Source organism: Pistricoccus aurantiacus (assembly GCF_007954585.1).
GTDB classification, from domain to species: domain Bacteria; phylum Pseudomonadota; class Gammaproteobacteria; order Pseudomonadales; family Halomonadaceae; genus Pistricoccus; species Pistricoccus aurantiacus.
This window is the reverse complement of sequence record NZ_CP042382.1, coordinates 2,497,728-2,519,202: the sequence shown is the minus strand read 5'-3', so window position 1 is coordinate 2,519,202 and position 21,475 is coordinate 2,497,728. Positions and strand designations below refer to the sequence as shown.

Annotated in this window: 18 protein-coding genes; 4 read left to right on the top strand and 14 right to left on the bottom strand. The window is 62.9% G+C overall.

The features are described from left to right. Positions 1 to 13 precede the first annotated feature (13 nt). The 9 genes from flgJ to flgB are packed head-to-tail and all read right to left on the bottom strand — an operon-like array spanning position 14 to position 7,407. The gene (gene flgJ / locus FGL86_RS11855) at positions 14 to 1,051 is read right to left on the bottom strand and encodes a flagellar assembly peptidoglycan hydrolase FlgJ (RefSeq protein WP_246131614.1); all 1,038 of its coding nucleotides are present in this window, start codon (positions 1,049 to 1,051) and stop codon (positions 14 to 16) included. Further along, entirely contained in the window at positions 1,051 to 2,175 is a 1,125-nt protein-coding gene (locus tag FGL86_RS11850) for a flagellar basal body P-ring protein FlgI (RefSeq protein WP_147184740.1), read from the bottom strand. The genes flgJ and FGL86_RS11850 overlap by 1 nt, the downstream gene beginning before the upstream one ends. A 7-nt stretch (positions 2,176 to 2,182) precedes the next feature. Beyond that, positions 2,183 to 2,872, bottom strand: a complete 690-nt coding sequence (locus FGL86_RS11845; RefSeq protein ID WP_147184739.1) for a flagellar basal body L-ring protein FlgH — start codon at positions 2,870 to 2,872, stop codon at positions 2,183 to 2,185. Positions 2,873 to 2,921: 49 nt separating this feature from the next. Further along, positions 2,922 to 3,704, bottom strand: coding sequence for a flagellar basal-body rod protein FlgG (gene flgG, locus FGL86_RS11840; RefSeq protein WP_147184738.1), 783 nt, complete (start codon positions 3,702 to 3,704; stop codon positions 2,922 to 2,924). A gap of 21 nt (positions 3,705 to 3,725) precedes the next feature. Then, a complete protein-coding gene (locus tag FGL86_RS11835; protein WP_147184737.1) occupies positions 3,726 to 4,466 on the bottom strand; it encodes a flagellar basal body rod protein FlgF in 741 nt (246 codons plus the stop codon). Between the two features lie 28 nt (positions 4,467 to 4,494). After that, a complete protein-coding gene (flgE, locus tag FGL86_RS11830) occupies positions 4,495 to 5,787 on the bottom strand; it encodes a flagellar hook protein FlgE (RefSeq protein ID WP_147184736.1) in 1,293 nt (430 codons plus the stop codon). A gap of 48 nt (positions 5,788 to 5,835) precedes the next feature. Next, positions 5,836 to 6,534, bottom strand: a complete 699-nt coding sequence (locus tag FGL86_RS11825; RefSeq protein ID WP_147184735.1) for a flagellar hook assembly protein FlgD — start codon at positions 6,532 to 6,534, stop codon at positions 5,836 to 5,838. 2 nt (positions 6,535 to 6,536) lie between these two features. Continuing rightward, the gene (gene flgC / locus FGL86_RS11820; protein WP_147184734.1) at positions 6,537 to 6,944 is read right to left on the bottom strand and encodes a flagellar basal body rod protein FlgC; all 408 of its coding nucleotides are present in this window, start codon (positions 6,942 to 6,944) and stop codon (positions 6,537 to 6,539) included. A 43-nt stretch (positions 6,945 to 6,987) separates the two neighbouring features. Continuing rightward, a complete protein-coding gene (gene flgB, locus FGL86_RS11815) occupies positions 6,988 to 7,407 on the bottom strand; it encodes a flagellar basal body rod protein FlgB (protein WP_147184733.1) in 420 nt (139 codons plus the stop codon). 167 nt (positions 7,408 to 7,574) lie between these two features. Between flgB and flgA the strand changes: the two genes are divergently transcribed. The 4 genes from flgA (at position 7,575) to ligB (ending at position 10,834) form a co-directional block, all read left to right on the top strand. Next, positions 7,575 to 8,291 carry a flagellar basal body P-ring formation chaperone FlgA gene (gene flgA / locus FGL86_RS11810; protein ID WP_147184732.1) on the top strand — a complete coding sequence of 239 codons (717 nt, stop codon included), beginning with the start codon at positions 7,575 to 7,577 and terminating at the stop codon, positions 8,289 to 8,291. A 64-nt stretch (positions 8,292 to 8,355) separates the two neighbouring features. Next, positions 8,356 to 8,658 carry a flagellar biosynthesis anti-sigma factor FlgM gene (gene flgM / locus FGL86_RS11805; RefSeq protein WP_147184731.1) on the top strand — a complete coding sequence of 101 codons (303 nt, stop codon included), beginning with the start codon at positions 8,356 to 8,358 and terminating at the stop codon, positions 8,656 to 8,658. After that, complete coding sequence (locus tag FGL86_RS11800; protein WP_147184730.1) at positions 8,655 to 9,104, top strand: flagella synthesis protein FlgN; 450 nt, start codon at positions 8,655 to 8,657, stop codon at positions 9,102 to 9,104. The genes flgM and FGL86_RS11800 overlap by 4 nt, the downstream gene beginning before the upstream one ends. Positions 9,105 to 9,118: 14 nt before the next feature. Next, positions 9,119 to 10,834: an NAD-dependent DNA ligase LigB gene (ligB, locus tag FGL86_RS11795; protein ID WP_147184729.1), complete on the top strand. Its 1,716-nt coding sequence runs from the start codon at positions 9,119 to 9,121 to the stop codon at positions 10,832 to 10,834. A 4-nt stretch (positions 10,835 to 10,838) separates the two neighbouring features. Here the strand turns inward: ligB and glgB are convergent, their stop codons facing one another. The 5 genes from glgB to FGL86_RS18190 form a co-directional block, all read right to left on the bottom strand. After that, positions 10,839 to 13,085 carry a 1,4-alpha-glucan branching protein GlgB gene (glgB, locus tag FGL86_RS11790; RefSeq protein ID WP_147184728.1) on the bottom strand — a complete coding sequence of 749 codons (2,247 nt, stop codon included), beginning with the start codon at positions 13,083 to 13,085 and terminating at the stop codon, positions 10,839 to 10,841. After that, complete coding sequence (treS, locus tag FGL86_RS11785) at positions 13,078 to 16,506, bottom strand: maltose alpha-D-glucosyltransferase (RefSeq protein ID WP_246131613.1); 3,429 nt, start codon at positions 16,504 to 16,506, stop codon at positions 13,078 to 13,080. Before treS ends, glgB begins: the two co-directional genes overlap by 8 nt. A gap of 69 nt (positions 16,507 to 16,575) precedes the next feature. Next, on the bottom strand, positions 16,576 to 18,642 hold the full coding sequence (locus FGL86_RS11780; RefSeq protein WP_246131612.1) for an alpha-1,4-glucan--maltose-1-phosphate maltosyltransferase: 2,067 nt from the start codon (positions 18,640 to 18,642) through the stop codon (positions 16,576 to 16,578). Beyond that, on the bottom strand, positions 18,639 to 20,852 hold the full coding sequence (gene glgX / locus FGL86_RS11775) for a glycogen debranching protein GlgX (RefSeq protein ID WP_147184727.1): 2,214 nt from the start codon (positions 20,850 to 20,852) through the stop codon (positions 18,639 to 18,641). The genes FGL86_RS11780 and glgX overlap by 4 nt, the downstream gene beginning before the upstream one ends. 21 nt (positions 20,853 to 20,873) lie before the next feature. Further along, complete coding sequence (locus FGL86_RS18190; protein WP_246131611.1) at positions 20,874 to 21,473, bottom strand: DUF2934 domain-containing protein; 600 nt, start codon at positions 21,471 to 21,473, stop codon at positions 20,874 to 20,876. Between the last annotated feature and the right edge of the window lie 2 nt (positions 21,474 to 21,475).

Here is a 21,475-nt window from a genome sequence, read left to right as displayed (position 1 = left end):
ACTTGAGACAGGATCAGCGGCTGGCGAGCAGGCTCGTTTCCCCCAGAGGGCCTAGGGTTCGCATCACCGCGATCAGCTTGTCCGCGTAGGCCGGGTCCGTGGCGTAGCCGCCGCGCTGAAGCGCCCGGGCAGCTTCCTGGGCATTGGGCGCTTGGACCACACCCTGATAGCGGGCATTGTTGCCGATCAGGCTGGCGTAGTCCGTGAAGGCGTCCTCGAAGGAATCGTAGACTCGGAAGCGATCCACCACTTCCCGGCGCTGGCCGCCGATGAACTCGTGGGTGACGATATCCGTGGTATCTCCCTGCCAGCGGCTGCCTGCCTTGATGCCGAACAGGTTATGGCTTTCACCGCCGTCTCGTGTGGGAATGCCGCGGCTGCCCCAGCCGGTCTCCAGCGCCGCCTGGGCAAGAATCAGCTCCGCCGGAACGCCGCTTCTTTCACTGGCCCGCTGGGCGGGCTCGGACAGCCTGGCAATGAAATCCTGCACGTGAGGCAGCGCAGAACGCTTGGACTCAACGGATTCGTTGATACTCGCCGCGCCAGCCCGCTCGAGCTCGAGAGCGGCATAGAAGTCTTGCGAGGTGTCGCCAAGGCTCCGGCCGTCGGCTTTCTCCGCGTGGTGCCGAGAAGCATGGCTCTCGGAAACATGACTGAGCAATTGCGGCGTGCCACGAGGAATGCCGGCGATCAGACCATCGTCTTCCGTTGACGGCGCGGCTTTCGCGCCGCCACCCAACTGCTTGAGCAGCGTATCCGCCAAGCCGATGCCGCGGCCGGAAAGCTCCTGGGCCCACTGCTGATCCAGCAGGGAGGTGAACATCTGCGTCTGTTTGTTATCCATCAGCCCGCTGCTGGGCACCGCCTCGCGCATGCTCTTCATCATCATCTGCAGGAACAGCGCCTCGAACTGCCGGGCGGCGGCCTGCTTGCCGCCTTCCGGATCCTGTCGCGCGCTGTGCTTGATGCGGGACAGCCCCTGCATGTCCAGGGCAAACTGGCTTTGGCTCGCTCCGAGGTTCATCCCTTGATTGGCTGATATGACGCTCATCAAATAATCTCCAGTTCCGCGTGCAGGGCGCCGGCGGCCTTCAGCGCCTCGAGAATCACCATCAGATCCTGGGGCGTGGCGCCCAGGGCGTTGAGGGCGTTCACCACATCGCTGAGGTCTGCGCCTTCCACCATCTGCAGGGAGGCCTGCTGCTGGTTGATGCCGATTTTGGTATTCGGCACCACCGTGGTCTGGCCTTGGCTGAAGGGGGCGGGCTGGCTGACGCCAAAGTCGGTATCGATGACGATGGAGAGATTGCCGTGGGCCACCGCCGCCTGGCTAAGCGTGACCCGGCTATTGAGCACCACGGAGCCGGTGCGCGCATTGATGATGACCTTGGCCGGCGCTTCCGTCGGGGTGACGCTGACGCTTTCCACCCGAGCCATGAAGTGCACTCGGGCGTTGTCCGTGCGCGGCCCCAGCAGGCGAATCGTTCGACCGTCCACCGCCTCCGCCACGCCGCGGCCGAATTCCAGATTGATAGCGCTGACCACCCGATCCGCGGTACCGAAATCCGCCTGCTTGAGCTGGAGTTCCAGAAAGCCGTTGTCGTCGCCCAGGTTCAGGGGCACGGCACGTTCCACCGTGGCGCCGCCGGGAATGCGTCCACTGGCCTGCTGATTGATCTGCACGCTGCTGCCTCCCGCCTCGGCGCCGGCGCCGCCGATCAGCAGATTGCCTTGGGCCAGGGCGTAGGTGGCGCCGTCCGCGCCCTTGAGCGGGGTCATCAGCAGAGTGCCGCCGCGCAGGCTGCGAGCGTTGCCCACGGAGGACACCACCACGTCCAGCTCCTGTCCCTGGCGGGAAAATGGCGGCAGGCTGGCAGTCACCATGACCGCCGCCACGTTCTTGAGCTGCATGTTGGTGCCCGGCGGCACGCTGATACCCAGCTGAGACAGCATGTTGGTCAGGCTCTGGCCGGTGAAGGGCGCCTGCATGGTCTGGTCGCCGCTGCCGTCCAGGCCCACCACCAGGCCGTAGCCCACCAGGGCGTTGTCACGCACGCCGTGGAAGTCCGCCAGCTCGCGGAGGGTGGCGGCCTGAGCCGCGCTGAACAGGCCGATCAATAGAAGAAACAGCCCGACGGGAAAATGCGCTCGAACGCCTGGAAGAATAGTCGACATAAAGGCCTCAGAACGGCGAGACATTGAGAAAGAAGCGCTGCAGCCAGCCCATGTGCTGCGCTTCGTTGATATAGCCATTGCCCACGTATTCGATCCGTGCATCCGCCACCTGGGTAGAAGGCACGGTATTGCTACCGGTGATGGTGCGCGGATTGACGACCCCGGAGAAGCGGATGAACTCGGCGCCCTGATTGATGGCGATCTGCTTCTCGCCGCGCACCCGCAGGTTGCCGTTGGGCAGCACCTCAAGCACCGTCACCGTCAGGGTGCCGGTAAAGGAGTTGTTGGCCTGGGCGCCGCCGCCGCCGACGAAATCGCTCTTGCCTTCCACATCGGCGTTGTAGCCCAGCAGTTCCTCCAGCCCTTCCGGCACCTGGTTGAAACTGAGGCCCGTGGAGCCGTTGCGATCCGCGTTGCTGCGGGAGTTCTTGCTGGCGCTGACCTTCTCATCCAGGGTGATGGTCAGGATATCTCCCACGGTGCGCGGGCGGCGGTCCTCGAACAGCGGCTGATAGGCGTAGCCCGCCTGTGGCTGGAAGATCGAGCCGTTGGCCGGCGCCGGCGGCGCGACGGGAATCTCGATCTGCTCCTGATCCCCCACCACCGAGGCGCGAGGCACTTGGGCGCAGCCGCCGAGCCAGGCCAGCGCAATCAGTACCAGCAGGCCCTTGGTCAGATCACCTATCCTTCGCTTCATGGAATTTCCTCGCCGCCGAGCGGCTATCTGTGTTGGATCGGATCAAACCTTACAGCTGAGCCAGACGGGCCAGCATCTCGTCGGAAGTCTGCACCGCCTTGCTGTTGATCTCGTAGGCGCGCTGGGTCTGGATCATGTTGACCATTTCCTCCACCACGTTGACGTTGGAGGTTTCCACATAGCCCTGATAGAGCCGGCCCAGGCCGTTGATACCCGGCATGCCCTCGTTGCGCGGTCCGGAGGCGGTGGTTTCCATGTAGAGGTTCTCGCCGACGCTCTCGAGGCCCGCGGGATTGACGAAGCTGGAAAGCGTCAACTGGCCGACCTGATTCGACTCGCGAATGCCCGGCTGAGTCACCGACACCACGCCGTCCTTGCCGATGCTCACGGAAAGCGCATTCTGCGGAATGATGATCGCCGGCTGCACCGGATAGCCGCTGGAAGTCACCATCTGACCGTCCTGGTCGAGCTGGAAGCTGCCGTCCCGAGTGAAGGCGGTGGTGCCGTCCGGCATCTGTACCTGAAAGAAGCCTTCGCCGTTGATGGCCAGGTCTCGGGAGTTCTCGGTATTTTCCAGGCCGCCCTGGCTATGCAGGCGCTCCGTGGCCACCGGGCGCACCCCGGAACCCACCTGCATGCCGGAAGGCAGATTATTCTGGACGTCGTTCTGGGCGCCGGGCTGGCGCAGGTTCTGATACAGCAGGTCCTCGAACACCGCTCGGGTCTTCTTGAAGCCGGTGGTATTGACGTTGGCCAGGTTGTTGGAGATGACATCCATCTTGACCTGTTGCGCCTCGAGGCCGGTCTTGGCGGTCCATAGGGAACGAATCATGGGCTTACCCTTCTATGATAATTAACCTTGCAGTGAGAGAAGCTGATTGGCGCGCTGGGCGTTCTCGTCCGCGCTGGAAATCACCTTCATCTGCATCTCGTAGCGCCGGGCGGAATCGATCATCGCCACCATGGTCTCGACGGCGCTGACGTTGCTGCCTTCCAGGGCGCCGCTGGTGACGGTCATCGCTTCATCCTGCTGGAGGTTGCCGCCCTCGGCGCGAAACAGACCGTCCTCGCCCCGAGTCAGCTTCGCTTCGGCGCCGTTGACCAGCTTGAGCCGCCCCATCGCGACCAGATTCTCCGCATCCTGCCCCGGGCTGATCGCGCTGACGGTGCCGTCCGCGCCCACGAAAAGCCTGGCGCCCAAGGGCACGATCAGCGGCCCGCCGTCCCCCATCACCGGATGGCCGGCCACGTTGACCAGGCCATCACCATCGACCTGCAGATCGCCGCGCCGGGTATAGGCTTCATCTCCATCCGGCGCCTGCACCGCCAGCCAGGCGTCCTTGCCCATGGCCACGTCCAGGTCCCGCCCGGTGGCGTTGACCGGGCCGGGGGTGAAATCCGCCCCCGGGGTTGTCTCGGCGGCGGAGATGCGGGTGGGCAATTCCCCGGCGCCCTGCACCGGCACCGCCCGGGACGCATGCAACTGCGCGCGAAACCCGCTGGTGGAAGCGTTGGCCAGGTTATTGCTCACCACCCCCTGTCGATCCAGGCTTTGCCGCGCGCCGCTCATGGCGGTGTAGAGAATGTGATCCATGGGTCAGCTTGCCTTAGTCGGCATTTCCTTAGCGGAGATTGATGGCGGTTTGTAATATCTCGTCCTGGGTCTTGATGGTCTGGGAGTTGGCCTGATAAGCGCGCTGGGCGACGATCATGCTGACCAGCTCATCCGCCATGTCCACGTTTGAGGTTTCCAGTGCCTGGCCTTCGATGGTGCCCAGCAGCCCGGTGCCGGCGACCCCTACCAGCTCCTGGCCGGAGGCAGCGGTGGCGGACCAGACGTTGTCCCCCTCCGGCTTCAGGCCTTCCGCGTTGCGGAAGTTGGCCAGCACGATCTGCCCCGCCGCCCGGGACTGCTCGTTGGAGAAATGCCGCATCACCGAGCCGTCGTCTTCGATGGTCACCCCTACCAGGGCACCGGCGGTATAGCCGTTCTGGGTCAGGGATTTGACGGAGGACTCATTGGCGAACTGGGTCGTGCCGGCGAGCACGAAGTCCACTTCCATCGACTCGGCGCCGGAGTCGATAGGTAGATCGAGGGTTTTACGATCGCTGCCGTTCACGCCGGTTATATCGCCATTGGTGCGTACCAGCTGGCCGTTCTTGTCGAAGTTCAGCGTGAAGACATTCAAATCTTTCGTCGGCGCACCAGCATTGACATTAACCTCGCCATCGATGGACGTTCGTACCTTCCATTCGTTGTCTTGGACTTTCTCGTAATAGGCGTTGACGTTATGAGCGTTACCCAAGGAGTCGTAGGCGATAAAGCTATTGGAGTAATGATAATTGATGTCTAGGGTCTCGTTGGGCGCGCCCAAACCTGTACCCAACGTCGTTTTTTTCAACAAATTAGGGTCCGTTTGGTCAATGCTCGCATCCAGGTTATAGACAGAATTCACCTGGGTGGTGGCGGAAGCCGCCATGTCGTCCGCGGGCACTGTGATCGGTACCGGCTGGCCACCGCCGGCGATGCTGGAGAAGGCGTCGTTGGAGTCCTGCAACCCGTAGCCCATGATCTTCGCCCCCTGAGCGTTGACCAGCTCGCCCCCGGGCGTCATGGTCAGCTGGCCGTTGCGGGAATACACCACCTCGCCGGCCTGCTGGAAGCGGAAGAAACCGTTGCCGCTGATGGCGAGATCCATGTCGCGCCCGGTGGATTCCAGGTTGCCACCGCTGAAGTCCTGCAGAATGCTGGACACCTGCACCCCCAGGCCCACCTTGGAATTGGCGTAGACGTCCGCGAACTGGACGCCGGAGGACTTGAAGCCGGTGGTCTGGGAATTGGCGATGTTGTTGCCCAACACGCCCAGCTGATTACGGGCGGCGTTAAGACCGCTCAATGCCTGTGAAAAACTCATGTTGTTTCCTCTGCGTACTAACTTGTTAGAGAATCCGATTAATGGCTATTACAGAATCTGCTTGATGGCGCTCAGGCCGACCTGACCGTAGACCGCGCCAAGATCCAGTAGCGCACCGCCCTGCTCCTGTGGAATCACTCCCCCTACCTGGGCATAGTTGAGGGTTTGGCTGGGCACGATCTTGTCATCGACCAGGGCCTCGATCTTGACGCGATAAGCGCCTTGGCCGGCGGTCTTACCACTGGCCAGTTGACCGTCCCACTGGAAGGACGAGACCCCGGCCTTCACCGGATCCGTCTGATATTGGCTGACCACCTGACCGGCGCCGTCGCTGATGGTCACCCGCAGACTGTCCGCGGGCTGATCCAGCTCGACGCCGAAGGGCGTGGTAACCGCATCACCGCCTTCCGTCACGCTGGCCAACAGCCGATCTCCCGGCACCAGCACCCCCTGACCGACCAGGCTTGCGGCCTGCAGCGCCTGGCCCGCGTCGATCTGGGAATTGATGCCTTCCAGAGTGGCGTTCAAATCCTCGATACCGCTGACGGTGTTGATCTGCGCCAGCTGGGAGGTCATCTCCGCGTTCTGCATCGGGTTGAGCGGGTCCTGGTTCTGCAGCTGGGTGACCAGCAGCGTCATGAAGCTGTCCCCCAGATCACCAACGCCCTGATTGGCGCGAGACGCCTGCTGGCTGGGTAGCCCGGCGTTGATGCCGCTGAGGACGGAAGAATCGATCGCGCTTGCCATGCTTAGTTTTCTCCCAGGGTCAGGGTCTTGAGCATCAGCTGCTTGCTGGTGTTCATGACCTCGACGTTGGCTTGATAGGAACGTGAGGCGGAGATCATGTTGACCATTTCCCCCACCGGATCGACGTTGGGCATGCTGATATAGCCCTGCTCGTCCGCCAGGGGATGCGCCGGGCGATATTCCATGCGCAGCGGCGAGGGATCCTCGATCACCTCTTTCACCCGCACGCCGCCGGCCCCGCCACCGTTCTGGGTCTGGGCCTCGAACCATACCTGGCGGGCGCGATAGGCCTCGCCGTCCGGGCCGGCCACGCTATCCGCGTTGGCCAGGTTGCTGGCGGTGACGTTCATGCGCTGCGCCTGGGCGCTCATGGCGGAGCCGGCGATATCGAAAACGGAAAACATCGACATGGATTAAAGTCTCCTGACTGACAGGCGATAGAGGAACACGGCGTTATTCCGGTCGCATGGCGGCTTTAAGCCCTTGAATACGACTGTTGACGAAGCTCAGAGAGGCCTGCTGGCGCAGCGCGTTCTCCGCGAACTGGCTGCGCTCCAGATCCATGTCCACGGTGTTACCGTCCAGGCTTGGCTGCATCGGTACCCGGTAGAGAAGATCGTGAACGCTCGAGCCGCCGGCGGAGGCCTTGCCGGCAATGTGACCTTTCGACGTCGTGGTCATGGCCAGACCGTCCGCCCCGGCGCGACCGCGAGCCATGACCCGCTCCAGCTCCCGAGAGAAATCGAAGTCCCGCGCCTTGTAACCTGGTGTATCCGCATTGGCGATATTGTTCGCCAGCACCTGCTGGCGCTGTTGGCGCAGGTTGAGCACTTCCTGCTGAAAAGTCATTGATGCGCCTAGCTTGTCGATCATGATTTCCTCTCGGCAACGGCCCGAATGAATAGCGGCTGAGGATGCAGGATAGAGAAAACTTTTCGTAACAAAGCGTAAAACAGACCGATTTTTACGACGTATTTTCGTTACTGCGCCAAACCCATGAGACGTAGAATCCTCTGACCTTCCTCAAGAGATGAAAACGGATGTCGATGCCCCGCCGAATAAAAGCTGCGCTAGATCGCACCGCGCCCGATCGGTTTTTTCTGGCGCTGGCGATCATGTTCGTCACGTTTTCCGCTCAGGCGGCCCAGCCGGCGGTGATCGAGGCGGTACAAGGATTTCTTTACGAGCAAAGCCAGGGGCTGGGAGACGAAATCAATATCGAAGTGATTCCGCCCCGGGCGACGCTGCCCGCCTGCGAGAGCCCGTCGGCGTTTTTTCCCAATGCTTCATCACGACGCTGGGGGCGGGTTTCCGTGGGGGTGCGCTGCGGCGCCGACGGTCGCCAGGTGCGCTATCTTCAGGCGAATATCCAGGTCTTCGGCAGCTACCCGGTCACCGCCACGGATATCGATGCCGGTCAGCGCATCACCGAAGCCATGCTGGGAAGCCGCCAGGGCGATCTGAGCCAGTTGCCGCCCTATACGGTCATGGATGCTCGAAAGCTGATTGGTCTGCAGGCCACCCGTTCTCTGCGCGCTGGCACGACCCTGAACGAGCATCAGGTGCGGGAAATTCCTTCGGTGCTGCGTGGCCAGCGGGTCAGCGTGGAAGCCAGGGGGCGCGGGTTTCGGGTTTCCCGGGAAGGCGAAGCGCTGGAAGATGGGGGTCACGGCGAGACGATTCGGGTACGGCTTTCCCGACGAGAAATCCTCGACGCCATAGTGGTCGGGCCGCAGCGGGTCGCCGTTGGTTTTTAAAGGATTAAAGTTTGCCTTTGCCGTGCCGATAGGCTGAACAAGCATCTTCGACGAGGCAGTTTCCGTGAAAATAACCAGCAATCCTACCCTTCCGCGCTCTCCTCAGACGGAACAGGTCAAACCGACCAACACCACCAATTCGGGCGGCGCTGTCAATGATTCCGGCGCCGCGAGCGCCCCGCGGAATCAAGCGTCCGTCACCCGCTTGAGTCAGGCGTCAACCAACGCCAGCCAGGATATCGATACCGCCCGAGTGGCGGGAGTTCGCCAGGCGATCAGCGAGGGCCGCCTCGAGATTCGCGCGGACAAGATCGCCGATGGCCTGATCGATAGCGTGCGCGACATGTTGGGCGAGACGGATTCATGAGTTTGCAACAGCAGCTGGAACGACAGCAGGCCGCCCTCGACGCCCTTGTCGAGCTTCTCCATCGAGAGCGTCAGGCGCTGACTCAAGGCCGGGTAGACGGCGAACTGCTGCAGTGTCTGGCGGATGCCAAGCAGATCCATTTCGTTGAACTGGAAGCGCTGGAAGCGAAGCGTCGCCAGGAACAGCAGGCGCTGGGCTATGGCGTGGATCACTCCGGCGCGCAGCAGGCAGCCTGGGACATGGGCTTGCTCGATCAGTGGCGAGCGCTGCAGGAAAGTGCCGAACTCGTTCGTGGCCTCAACGAACGCAACGGCGGCCTGATCCTTGATCGCATGACCCACAATCAGCGCATGCTCAACGCTCTGCACGAACTGCGAGGAGACTCGCTTTACAACCCCGCGGGCCAGGCCAGAAAAGCCAGCGGTCATCTCGCCTATCGCGCTTGAATGATTCACTTGCTATGCGTTCTTCCGGGAAAAGCTTACGGCTAACATGGCTTCTTCCCGGCCTTTTTCTTCTTATCTCCCCTGCACTTTTCGCCGCCTGCCCGGACTGGACCAAGCCCCAGGCCAACACCGCCATCACCCAACTCGCAGACCGGCTCGCCCTCTGGGATGACGCCTATTACCGGCGCGGCAAGCGTCTGGTGGAAGACGGGGTCTACGATCAGTCCAGGCGCAACCTGCAAACGTGGCAGCGCTGCTTCGGCACGGAAACTTTCTCGATGGCAACCGCCGAGCCTGGCGCCGAGATTTCCCATCCCGTCGTTCAGACCGGGCTGCACAAGATCGACGATCGGCGGGAACTCGATACCTGGATAGCTCGGCGTTCTCAAGCCAATCTCTTCGTGCAGCCCAAGGTGGATGGGGTCGCGGTCACCCTGCGCTATCGTCACGGCAGGCTGATCGCGCTGATCAGCCGCGGCGACGGCGAACGTGGTCAGGACTGGACCAGCAAGGCCGTCGTTATTCCTGCCATACCTCCCCTGCTTTCCGGTAATCCACCGCCGGAGGTTATCCTGCAAGGTGAGCTGTACCAGCGACGTGATGGCCATGTGCAGAAGGCCGAAGGCAGCGACGGTGCCCGCAGCCGTATTGCCGGCCTGATGGCCCGTCATGAATTGGCCTCAAAAGACGCCGAGGAGATCGGTCTGTTCGTCTGGGACTGGCCGACGGATTCTCAAACCATGCAGGAACGACTCGCCCAGCTCGAACGCTGGGGTTTCGCCACGAGTCAGGCCTATACCCATGCGGTGAAAAACCCCGAGGACGTTGCCGAGTGGCGCCGCCGCTGGTACCGCCAGCCGCTGCCCTTCGTCACCGACGGCGTGGTGGTTCGTCAAGGAAATCGCCCCGAGGCGAACACCTGGCAAGCCGAGCCGCCGGACTGGGCAATTGCCTGGAAGCATCCCACCGAGAGCGCCCATGCGCTGGTACGGGATATCGAATTCACCGTCGGGCGCACCGGTAGAATCACTCCACTACTTCACCTCTATCCGGTGGAGCTTGACGACAAAAGCGTCAGCCGAGTCAGCCTGGGCTCCCTGGATCACTGGCGAGACCTCGATATTCGCCCCGGCGATCAGATTATCCTGCGTCTGGCAGGCCTGAGCATTCCGCAGCTCGATCAAGTATTGGTGCGCAACGAGCCGCGCACGGAAGTGGCATCACCGGATCCGGCCCGCTATCATGCCCTGAGCTGCCTGAGCCTGGACGCAAACCTGGGCTGCGAGGCACAGTTTCTCGCGCGGCTGACCTGGCTGGCCAGCGACAAGGGGCTCGACCTGCCGGGTATCGGCGAAGGCACCTGGAAAATGCTGATCGAAGCGGGATTGGTGACTCGCCTACTGGACTGGCAGGCGCTGACGAAAGCGCAGCTTATCGCCCTGCCCGGGGTGGGAGACAAGCGCGCCGCGCAATGGCTGGCGGCCTTCGATCAGGCCAAGGCCCGTTCTTTATATGATTGGCTGATCGCCCTGGGAATGCCGAGTATCGACGCCAGTGCCTTGCGAGATGAGCATGGCGTTATCGAACTCACTGAGCTGCAAACGAGAAACCGCCGGGACTGGCACGCTTATTCCGGTATCGGCCCGATCACCGCCAAGCGGCTGGTGGCGTTCTTCGATGACCCGGAGATCAAGCGGTTGTTGGCGAAGCTGCCACCGAGCCATTTCTAGACTTTCAATTACCCAACCCCAATATCTGCACCCCCAGCGGCGGCAGGGTCAGGGTCAAGCTGGCGGCCTGGCCGTGCAGGGGCTGGTCTTCCGCGTTGATCACTTCGCTTTCGCCCTGGTTGGAGCCGCCGTAGCAACCGGCGTCGCTGTTGAACGTCATCTGCCATTCGCCTAGGTAAGGGACCCCGAGCCGATACTGATAGCGCGGCACCGGAGTCAGGTTGGCGACCACCAGCAGCGGTTGCCCGTCGCGGCTCCAGCGCAGCCAGGCGAAAACGCTGTTGGCGCTGTCGTCTCCCACCACCCAAGTGAAGCCGGTAGGCTCGGTATCTAGCTCGTGCAGGGCGGGGTGGTCACGATAAAGCCGGTTGAGATCCCGCACCAGGTTCAGCACCCCTTGATGGCGCGGTTCCTCCAGCAGAAACCAGTCGAGTTCCCGGTCATGGCTCCATTCTCGCCACTGGGCCAGCTCGCAGCCCATGAACAAGAGCTTCTTGCCGGGCTGGGTCCACATCACGCTGAGATAGGCACGCAGGTTGGCGAAGCGCTCCCAGTCGTTGCCGGGCATCTTGTTGATCAGCGAGCCCTTGCCGTGCACCACTTCGTCGTGGGAAATCGGCAGCACGAAGCGCTCGGAAAACGCATAGACCAGCGGAAAGGTCATGTTGTGATGATCGTGGCTGCGATACAGCGGGTCCGTGGAAATATAGGACAGGGTGTCGTGCATCCAGCCCATGTTCCACTTGTAGGCGAATCCCAGGCCGTCTTCCTCCACCGGCTTGGTGACCCCGGGCCAGGCAGTGGATTCCTCGGCGATCACCACCGCTCCCGGCGCCTCTTCCTTCACCACCTGGTTGAGATGGCGCAGGAAATCAATGGCCTCGAGGTTCTCGCGACCGCCGTGCTTGTTGGGTATCCATTCTCCTGGCTGGCGGGAATAATCCCGATAGAGCATCGAGGCCACCGCGTCCACTCGCAGGGCGTCCACGTGGAAATGGCGCAGCCAGTGCAGCGCCGAGGCCAGCAGGAAGCCGTGCACCTCGCGCCGCCCCAGATTGTAGATATAGGTATTCCAGTCCTGATGGAAACCCTCGAAGGGATGGGCGTATTCGTACAGGGCGGTGCCGTCGAAGCGCGCCAGGCCGTGCTCGTCCGTGGGGAAGTGCGCCGGCACCCAGTCAAGGATCACGCCGATTTCCGCCCGGTGGCAGGCATCGACGAAGGCGGCGAAGCCCTTGGAATCGCCGAAGCGTCCGCTGGGAGTGAACTGGCCCAGGGGCTGATAGCCCCAGGAGCCGCCGAAGGGATGCTCCATGATCGGCAGCAGCTCCAGGTGGGTGAAGCCCATCTCCTTGACGTAGGGCACCAGTTGATCCGCCAGGTCCTGCCAGGAATAGATCTCGCCGTTGTCGCCGCCGTGCTTGCGCCAGGAAGCGGCGTGCACCTCATAGATGGTCATGGGCCGGTCCGGCGCCTGGCGTTTGCCGCGGCCGGCGAGCCAGCCTTCATCGCTCCACTCGAAGGGCGTGGTATCCGCCACCACGGAGGCGGTCCGCGGCGGCGTCTGGGCCGCCAGAGCCACCGGGTCCGCCTTGAGTCGCGGCGCTCCCTGGGCATCGATCAGCTCGTACTTGTACACCGTGCCCGGGCCGAGCCGGGGAATGAACAGCTCCCAGACCCCGGCGGGATGGCGCAGCCGCATGGGATGACGCCGCCCGTCCCAGCGGTTGAATTCTCCCACCACGGAAACCCGTCGGGCGTTGGGAGCCCAGACCGCGAAACGCACCCCTTCCACGCTGTCGATGCTCATGGGCTGGGCGCCCAGGCAATGGCCCAGGTGTCGGTGCGTGCCCTCGCCGATCAGGTAGAGATCCATCTCGCCGAGCAGGAGGCCAAAGGCGTAGGGATCCTCGGTTTCCTGCTCGCCGTCCACCCAGCGAATACGCAGATAGTAAGGCGCGCCGTGAGGCAGCCGAGCGGCGAACAGCCCCGGCACCTGAATCTGGGTCAGGCTGCAGCGCAGCTCGTCGCCGTCCCGATCCAGCACATCGACGCCGATGGCACCGGGAAGAAACGCCCGCAGCACCCAGCCGTTCTCGTCCCCGTGAAGCCCGAGTACCGCGAAGGGATTGGCATGGGTGCCCCGACATAGCGCCTCCGCGTCGTCCGGTGAGAGTCGCAACGCCGGGTCCTGCGCCGGGCGGATGCCAGGCTGGCGGGTGGATTGGGTTCCGGCGGCTGTATCAGTCATGCACTCCTCCTTGAATCATTTGCTCGGCAATGGCCATCAGTCCGCGCAGCGGCACGTTCAGCCAGTCCGGGCGATTGGCCACCTCGTAGGCGATCTCGTAGGCAGCCTTTTCCAGCACGAAGAGTGAAAGCGCGGCAAACGCGCCGCCCTCCGCCTGCCAGCGATGTTCCAGCCCTACGGTCACCTGCCAGTAGGCGGTCAGAAACGCCTCCTTGCCGTCGAGCAGATAGCGCTCCAGCACCTCCTGGCCTGCCGCCAGCAAGGTGTCGTCCACCTCGCCGGAAATCACGTCCTCGAGCTTCGCCCCGGCGTAATCGAAAGAGCGCAGCATGCCCGCCACGTCCCGCAGGGGGCTGTCCTTGATGCGTCGCTCCTCCAGAGTGCGCGCCGGCTCGCCTTCGAAATCGATGATGAAGGCATCGTCGTGGGCTACCAGCACCTGGCCGAGATGCAGGTCGCCGTGGATGCGGGTCAAGAGGCTTCCCTCCGCCTGGCGAGCCAAAGGATCAATGGCTTCCAGCAGGGCATAACGTTGGGCAAGCAGCATTTCCAGCAGCTCTCGATCCGCGGCGGGCACCCGCTCGCGATGCTCCGCCAGCAGATCGAAGGCGTTTTCGACCTGGCGATGCACCCGGCGGCTCCATTCGACGACCCGGGTCTGATCCGCCCACTCCGGGGCAAAGGCGGGGTGGGTCGTGGCCGCCCCCAGCACCTGATGCAGCTCGCCCAGCCGCTGGCCGAGAGTGGCGGCAAAACCGATCAGCTCGTCCAGGGCGCCGAAGCCCTGCGCTTCCTCGACTTGTTCATCCGCCGCTTCGCGGGTGAGCTCTGCCATCTCACGCTGATACTCCGCCGTTTCGCGAATCGCCCGCTCGAGTCCGTTGCGGGTCCAGGACCAGGCGTCCCCCTGATTGGCGATAAAGCCCTGCAGGATCATCAGCGACTGCTGAGTGTCCGCTCCTTCTCCGCTATCGTGGATGAAGCGGGTGACCTCGCCATACAGCGGCGCGGTGTTGGCGTAGCCCGCCTCGCTGAGATAGCGGCCGATCTCCGCCTCCGGGTGGTAGCCCGGCTCGACCCGGCGAAACAGCTTGAGCACGAGCTTGCGATCGATGATCACGGTGCTGTTGGACTGCTCTGCGGATTGCTGGGTGACCTGCGGCTCCTCGGAAAGCTCGAGTTCGGACAGCAGCGCGGTGGGGATAAAGCGAATCTGGCCCGCGGTGCCATCGCCTTCGATACGGTAGTCGAGGCTGGCGGATCGGCGCATCGCCTCGAGCACCCCCAGGGCGAAATCGTCCAGGGTCAGGGCATCCGTAAGCAATCCCACCTGATTCATGCGCCGCACCCGAGCCAGCGCCAGCTGCTGCGGCAACGCCTTGCTCTGCTCGTCTTCCGCCAGGAAGGTAAGCGGCAGCTGGTAGCGATCGCTACCCTGAGCATGACGCACCTCCAGCTCGCAGAGCAGCATCGGACGCTTAGCGCCTTGCATGCGCGCCACATAAAGCAGCTCCACTCCCTCAATGCGCGCCTGCTTGGCGGCGAACCAGCGCCGCTTGGGCAGGTAGTTGGGCAGGGTGTCCCGCTCCAGCAGCTGGCGCGGTCGGTCGGAGAGAATTTCCTCGAGACGGCGCTTGACGATCAAGGTCACGTAATCCGGCATCGGCTCCGGCTGGGGCGTATACCACTCCGGCATGGCGGTACTGGACGATAGCTGGAACCAGTAGAAGCCGTAGGGCGGCAGGGTCAGCAGATACGGCAGTTGGCCGATGGGAGGAAAGGCGCTGCCGCCGAGCATTTCCACCGGCACCTGGCCGGCGAAGTCGGACAGATCCAGCTCCACCGCTTGGGCGTTGCGCGCCACGTTGGCCACGCACAAGAGCGTCGCGTTGCTGGAGTTCTCGTCGTCACCGGGGAGCTCTCGCAGATAGGCCAGGATATGGCGATTGCTTGGCGACAATAGTTGCAGACCGCCGCGGCTGAAGGCGCGGTGCTGCCCGCGTACCGTCAAGAGCCGGCGCATGTTGTTCAGCAGCGAGTGCGGGTCCCGGGTCTGGGCTTCCACGTTGATCGCCTGGAAGCCATACAGCGGATCCATGATCGGCGGTAGCACCAGCTTTGCCGGGTCAGCCCGGGAGAAACCGCCGTTGCGGTCCATGGACCACTGCATGGGGGTACGCACTCCATCTCGGTCGCCGAGATAGATATTGTCCCCCATGCCGATCTCGTCGCCGTAATACAGCACCGGCGTGCCGGGCATGGAAAGCAGCAGGCTATTGAGCAGCTCGATACGCCGCCGATCCCGTTCGAGAAGCGGCGCGAGCCGGCGACGAATGCCCAGGTTGATACGTGCCCGACGATCCGCGGCGTAGTGATTCCACAGATAGTCCCGCTCCTTGTCCGTGACCATCTCCAGGGTCAGCTCGTCGTGATTGCGCAGGAAGATCGCCCACTGACAGTTGGGCGGAATCTCCGGGGTCTGGCGCAGGATATCCGTGATCGGGAAGCGATCTTCCTGGGCGAGTGCCATGTACATGCGCGGCATCAGCGGAAAGTGAAACGCCATGTGGCATTCGTCGCCCTCGCCGCTCTCATTACCGCCAAAATAAGGGCGGGTATCCTCCGGCCACTGGTTGGCCTCTGCCAGCAGCATGCGATCCGGGTAGTGCTCGTCCACCACCGCGCGAATCTTCTTCAGCACTTCGTGGGTTTCCGGCAGGTTCTCGTTGTTGGTGCCTTCTCGCTCGATGAGATAAGGAATGGCGTCCAGACGCAGACCGTCGATCCCCATGTCGAGCCAGTAGCGCATTACCTTGATGACCTCCTCGAGTACCCGAGGATTGTCGAAGTTGAGGTCAGGCTGGTGGGAATAGAAGCGATGCCAGAAGTAGGCACCCGCTACCGGATCCCAGGTCCAGTTGGAGGTTTCCGTGTCCAGGAAGATGATGCGCGTGCCCTGATAGGCCTGATCCGTGTCCGACCAGACGTAGAAATCCCGTTCCGGAGAACCCGGCTCCGCGCGACGCGCCCGCTGGAACCATTCGTGCTGATCCGACGTGTGGTTGATGACCAGCTCGGTAATGACTCGCAGCCCCCGCTCGTGAGCTTCGTCGATAAAGCGCCGGGCGTCCTCCAGGGTACCGTAATCCGGACTGACGTTGCAGTACTCGCCGATGTCGTAGCCGTCGTCCCGTCGCGGCGAGGGGTAGAACGGCAGGATCCAGATGGTGTTGACTCCCAGGCTCTGAATGTAATCGAGCTTTTCGATCAGGCCCTTGAAGTCGCCGATGCCGTCGTCGTTGGCATCGAAGAACGACTTCACATGTACCTGATAAATGACCGCATCCTTGTACCACAGCGGATCCTCGAGAAAATCCGTGGCTACCAGGGCCTCGCTGGCACTGCCCACATCCATCATCATGGGTGTCGCTCCCCTTGCTTACCTAATGAGTTTCAGCTTGCCGGCGACCTGACATGGAGGCCACCCTCGTTATCCTTCCGACCGCTTGATTCGCCAGACGGCGAAAGGCAGCTGTCCCGGCTCCAGGCGCAGCCACTGATGCCTGCCCTGCCAGTGGAAGCGGTGGCCGCTCATCAGATCCTCCGCCGCCAGCCTCGCGTCGTCCTCCAGGCCAAGCTGCCACAGCGGCAGATCGAAGCCGCCTTCCTGGGGCTCGAAAGGATCGAGCGATACCACCGCCAGCACCGGGTCTTCCTTGCCGACCAGACCCTTGCTGAAAAAGAGCAGCCTTGGATTGTCCACTTGGTGAAAGCGAATACCCAAGTGCGTATGCAGCGGCGGATTCTCGCGGCGAATGCGGTTGAGCTGGGCGATCTCGTAGATGATGTTGCCCGGGGCCGCGTAGTCGCGCGCCCGCAGCTGATACTTCTCCGAGTCGAGATACTCTTCCTTGTCCGGCACCGGGGCGCCTTCGCAGAGCTCGAAACCGGAATACATGCCCCACAGGCCGGAACCCAGGGTGGCCAGGGCGGCGCGAATCAGAAATCCTGGGCGCCCGGAGGACTGCAGGAAATACGGATTGATATCCGGGGTATTGACGAAGAAGTTCGGCCGATAGCATTCCCTGAGCGGCGCTTCGTTGAGTTCCGTCAGATACTCGGTAAGCTCCGCCTTGGTATGGCGCCAGGTGAAGTAGGTATAGCTCTGTGTGAAACCCAGCTTGCCGAGCCGCGCCATCATCGGCGGGCGGGTGAAGGCCTCCGCGAGAAACAGCACCCCCGGGTCCCGGGACTTGATATCCGCGATCAGCCATTCCCAGAAGGGCAACGGCTTGGTGTGCGGATTGTCCACCCGGAAGATGCGCACCCCTTCGTCCACCCAGCTTTGCACCACATCCCTCAGCGCCAGCCATAGGCTTGGAATGGCATCCTTGGCGTAGAAGTCCACGTTGACGATGTCCTGGTATTTCTTCGGCGGGTTCTCCGCATAGCGCAGGGAACCGTCCGGACGCCAGGAGAACCAGCCCGGATGCTCCTTGAGCCAGGGATGATCCGGAGAGCACTGAATGGCAAAATCCAGGGCGATTTCCAGACCGTGGTTCGCCGCGACGCGAACCAGCTCGCGGAAATCCTCTCGGGTGCCGAGTTCCGGATGAATCGCCTCGTGGCCGCCCTCCTCGCTTCCGATGGCGTAGGGGCTGCCCGGGTCATTTTCCCCGGCCACCAGGGTGTTGTTCGGTCCCTTGCGATGGGCGTGGCCGATGGGATGGATGGGCGGAAAATACAGCACGTCAAAGCCCATGTCGCGAATCATCGGTAGACGGCGATGCACATCCTTGAAGGTGCCGTGACGGTCAGGATCGCCGCTTTCGGAACGCGGAAAGAGTTCATACCAGCTGGCAAACTCCGCCTCGCGTCGATCCACTTCCAGCGGATAGCTCATTTCGCTGCGGGCCAGATGCGGCCGGGCGTCCGCTTCCGCCATCAGATGCGCGGTTTCCCTGGCGAGCATGAGCGCGACTCGCTCGCTGGGGGAGCCCATGGCCTGGAAGCGTTCATGCACCGCTTCGAGCGCTTCACGCAGTTCAGCCTCGCTTCGCTCGCAGGCGGCGACCAGCAGCCGTCGCCCCTCTTCCAGTTCGAGTTCGACGTTGACCCCCGCCTGGTGCTTCTTGGAAAGCTCGTCGCGATAAGTGCCGTAGGTATCCCACCAGGCCTCGATGATAAAGCTATGCCGGCCGAGGGATCGCGGCGTGAAGCTCGCCTCCCAGACATCCAGTCCCAGCGGGCGCACCAGCTGCATCGGTTCGCGGCGGGCGTTACCCTGGGCATCCTGCCAGTTCACCGCCGCCGCCAGCACGTCGTGGCCGTCGGCGAAGATGGTCGCCGTCACCCGCACCGGCCGATCGATGATCGCCTTGGCGGCAAAGCGCCCCTGGTCGATGGCGGGCATCACAGCTTCGATGGCGATACGCGGCGCCTTCGCGGCAACCAGATCATGCTCTTGCAAGTGGCCTTCCGTCTCGGCTTCCCGGGAATCGGAGACATCCCTGGACTCTGCCCTTGTGAACTCTGCACTCATACTCTTGGTCTTCATGACCGCAAGGCTCCTTTTTCATACTGCAGTTCCAGCAACGCCAGAGAGCGCTCCGCCAGCCGATAGGCGTCGTCGAAATCGTAGTGACCCAGGTCTTCTTCCTGGGCGTGGCAGGTATCCAGCCGCGCTACCCAGCGATTGCCTCGAGGCACGTTCGGCAAGGTGAAATTCACGGACTCGCTCGAGGCGTTGAACAGCAGCAGCAAGGTGGTATCCACCCCGGCCCGACGAATGCCGGTGGGCTGGGCGCGACCGTCCAGCAGCAGACCCAGGATGCGCGCCTGGGGGTCTTCCCACTGCTCGACGCCCATTTCCTCGCCATTCGGCGCCAGCCAGACCACTTCCCGCAGACCGAGTTCCTCGTTGTATTCACCATGCAGAAAACGCCCACGACGCAGCATGGGATGCTGCTGGCGCAGCGCGATTACCCGGCGCACGTAGTCGATCATCTCGTGGGCGTCACGATTCAGGTTCCAGTCGAGCCAACTGATCTCGTTGTCCTGACAGTAGGCATTATTGTTGCCCTGCTGGGTGCGAAGCATCTCGTCCCCGGCGGTAATCATCGGCGTGCCTTGGGAAAACAGCATGGTGGCGATGAAGTTGCGTACCTGTCGCAGGCGCAGCGCCTGGATATCCGGGTTCTGCGTGGGGCCTTCCTCGCCGTGGTTCCAGGAGAAGTTGCTGTCGTGGCCGTCGTTGTTGTCCTCGCCGTTGGCTTCGTTATGCTTGTCGTTGTAGCTGACCAGATCGAAAAGCGTATAGCCGTCGTGGGCGGTGACGAAGTTGACCGAGGCGAAGGGCCGCCGTCCTCGGCGATCGAAGAGATCCGGCGAACCCAGCAGCCGCGCGGCCAGCGTACTTATCTGACCCTCGTCGCCCTTCCAGTAGGCGCGCACCGTATCGCGATACTGATCGTTCCATTCCGCCCAGCCCGGGGGAAACTTGCCCACCTGATAGCCGCCGGGGCCGCAGTCCCAGGGCTCGGCGATCAGCTTCGCCTGATTGAGCACCGGGTCCTGGCGGGCGGACTGCAGGAAGCCGCCGCCCTCGTCGAAGCCATGGGGCTCCCGAGCCAGGATGGTCGCCAGGTCGAAGCGGAAGCCGTCCACCCCCATGTCTTCGATCCAGTAGCGCAGCGAGTCCGTGACCATCTGCATCACCCGCGGATGGCTCAGGTTGACCGTGTTGCCGGTGCCGGTGTCATCGATGTAATAGCGCTTTTCTTCCGGCATCAGCCGGTAGTAGGAGGCGTTGTCGATACCCTTGAAGGATAGCGTCGGCCCCAGCTCGTTGCCCTCCGCGGTGTGGTTGTAGACCACGTCGAGAATCACCTCCAGTCCGGCGGCATGGAAGCGCGCCACCATTTCCTTGAACTCGTTGATGTTGTCCCCGGAGAGATATTCGGAATAGGGCGCGAAGAAGCTCAGGGTGTTGTAGCCCCAGTAGTTGCGCAGACCGTTCTCCAGCAGATGCTGATCCTGCACGAAGCCGTGCACCGGCAGCAGTTCCACGCAGGTGACTCCTAGTGAACGGATATGCTTGACCACGTCGTTGGCCATCAGCCCGGCGAAGGTGCCACGCAGGGCTTCCGGCACCGCCGGGTGGCGCATGGTGTAACCCCGCGGATGGGTTTCGTAGATGATGGTGCGATCCGCGGGGAGATGAACGTCTGGGGTTCGCCCCCAGGTAAACGCCGGATCGATGACCTTGCAGCGCGGCATGTAGGGGGCGCTGTCCCGTTCGTCGAAGCTGAGATCGCCATCTTCATGGCCGATGGTGTAGCCGAACAGCGCCTCGTTCCACTCGATTTCACCGACGACCTGCTTGGCGTAGGGGTCCAGCAGCAGCTTGTTGGGGTTGAAGCGGTGGCCTTCTTCCGGCGCATAGGGGCCATGAACCCGATAGCCGTAAAGCTGCCCGGGGCGGGCATCCGGCAGATAGCAGTGCCAGATTTCATCGGTGAATTCCGGCAGCTCGATGCGCTCGATCTCGTGTTCGCCGTTCTCGTCGAACAGGCAAAGCTCCACCTTGGTGGCGTTGGCGGAAAACAGCGCGAAGTTGACTCCCAGGCCATCCCAGGTCGCCCCCAGGGGAAAGGGCAGCCCTTCGCGCACTCGGGAGCGCCTGGGTACCGCCGGCGCCTCGTCCCGGGCGACCGTCGCATCATCCTGAACCGTCGCATCCGCCTGATTCTCGTGTTCGCTGCTCATCGTCATTCCTTTGCGTTCGCTTCAACCGCGCGGCTTGCGCGGCGTGGAAGTCGTCGACTTCTTCTTGCTGGTGGCTTTCCCGGTGGTCTCTTTCTTGGCGGTGGTTTTCTTGGCAGCCGCCTTCCTGGCGGTGTCCTTCCCGGCCGCCGGCTTGCGCGGCTTCCCGGGGGCGGCCTTCTTCGGCGCGGCCCGGGACTCCTCGGGAACGCGCCTTATCTCGACCTCGTCCTCCGGGTTTTCCGTGTCCAGGGCATGAGAAGATTCCAGGGACTCGTCCGAGCTTCCGGCACGATCCTGCACCGGCACCGTCTCCTCGAGGGTCACGTCGTCCCGGTAAGGCGCCTCATCCAGGCTGGGGTCGCCGTCCGGATCCTCAAGCGGCAGGCGATCTTCCTCGATGCCCCTCTCGTCGTCCTCCAGGGGCAGCCCTTCCTCGAGAATCGGCGGCTCGTCCTGAACGTCGCCCTCGTCTTCGAGCATGGTTTCGCGGCCCGCGGCCTGTTCCGCGGCGACGATCTTCAACGCCATGTCCCAGTGGCGCTGCTGCTGGCCTTCCGGGCGGCCCTCGGATTCCCAGATACGATACGCCAGCTGACGTACCCGCAGTTCATCATTGGCCATGT